This window comes from Streptomyces sp. NPDC051907 (assembly GCF_040681075.1).
Lineage (GTDB): Bacteria > Actinomycetota > Actinomycetes > Streptomycetales > Streptomycetaceae > Streptomyces.
Genome location: NZ_JBFAYB010000242.1, coordinates 1 through 1,416, shown reverse-complemented (window position 1 = coordinate 1,416; position 1,416 = coordinate 1). Strand labels below are relative to the sequence as shown.

At 36.9% G+C, this 1,416-nt stretch carries 1 protein-coding gene; it reads right to left on the bottom strand.

Annotated features, from left to right (window positions below; all coding sequences use genetic code 11):
• Positions 1 to 284 precede the first annotated feature (284 nt).
• On the bottom strand, positions 285 to 1,416 hold a 1,132-nt coding region (locus AB0M39_RS42080), incomplete at its 5' end, for a LysM peptidoglycan-binding domain-containing protein (RefSeq protein WP_365374504.1).

Below are 1,416 nucleotides of genomic sequence, written 5' to 3'. Positions count from 1 at the left end.
ATAAGTTCACTATAAACGTAATGGAAGAAATCACAACTATCCAATTCTTTATAGCTTTGGCATAATTTTCTTCTTTTTCCAACACGAAAAAACTCTTAAACAATGTCTTTATTATATCATATAGTATTTTAGATGCTATGTCAAAGAAAAATGCAAACTAATTAGTATATCACACATTTTCAAACAAACTTTATCGATTATTAAAAAGTAATATTTGAGAAATTTTTATGTAAAATATAGTACTATTTTAAACAAAAAAACACCCGCCGAAGCGGGGTTAATTTTTAATAATTTAAAGTTTGACCAGCATAAATCAAATTAGGATTTGAGATGCCATTCATTGAAACTAAACTTTGAACTGTTGTTCCTAAACGGCTCGCAATTGATGAAAGATTATCACCAGATTGTACAGTGTAAGTTCGTGCTGTAGCCCCAGATTGACCGCCTGTGAAGCTAATAACCTGACCAATGTAAATCATATTCGGATTAGATAAACTGTTCTGACGTGCTAATTCTTGCCAGTTTGTACCCCAGTTTGAAGCAATACCGCTCAAAGTATCGCCTGACTGAACAATATGAGTTTTTGCGGGTGTCGTTGGCTGGCTTGTAGAAGCATCAATAGTTTCCACATCATGAACGGATAACCAGCTCATAATACCATCAAGCAAGACAGTATCTCCATTCTTCTGGATGATTTTATGTGGTTGACCTTTTACCCATTGAGGAATTGTTTCTCCTGTGGCATAATTCTTAGCGCCAAAGTTTACTTTAACCGTCATTCCAACTTCTACATCGTTTCCTTTAACTTCATTGGCTTCTTTACCATTTTCAATGGCCGGTATAGCAGTATCGGGTTTAACTACTTGGCCTTGCTGTTTTCCGTATCCATTATCTGTGATTCCTGTTAAATCAACATTTCCATCAAGTCCGCCAGCAACATAAGTTGATGTGAACTGGAATACTGAAATTCCGTCCATACTTGGGAAGAAGCTATAGTTTGGAACTGGTGTTACTTCATAATTTGGATAAGCTGCAATCCAAAGTGAGTTAGGGAACTCTTTGATGATTTGCTTATAATTAACATTGGCCAAAGTGTAAGGCTTGTCAGAATAATACATTGGAGTATATCCAGCCGCTTTTACACGTCGCATTCCATAAAGAATCGCATCAGTATTGGCCTGTTTATTTCCACTTGCTCCACCTTCATAGTCCAAAGCTACAATAGAATTCTTTGGCGTTTGAATTTTTGGTAAATAGCGGTCAAGTGCTGCTTTTGTTACTTCTTGTGAACCTCCGACTTGATACCAAATATAAGTGTGCGCTCGTTTACCTTGAGCAATTGCTGAAGCTACTTGCGTTTCATAGGTGGCTTGGTCTACAAAGGTTCCACCGTAAGTCCCTCCGATTTGGCTAAAA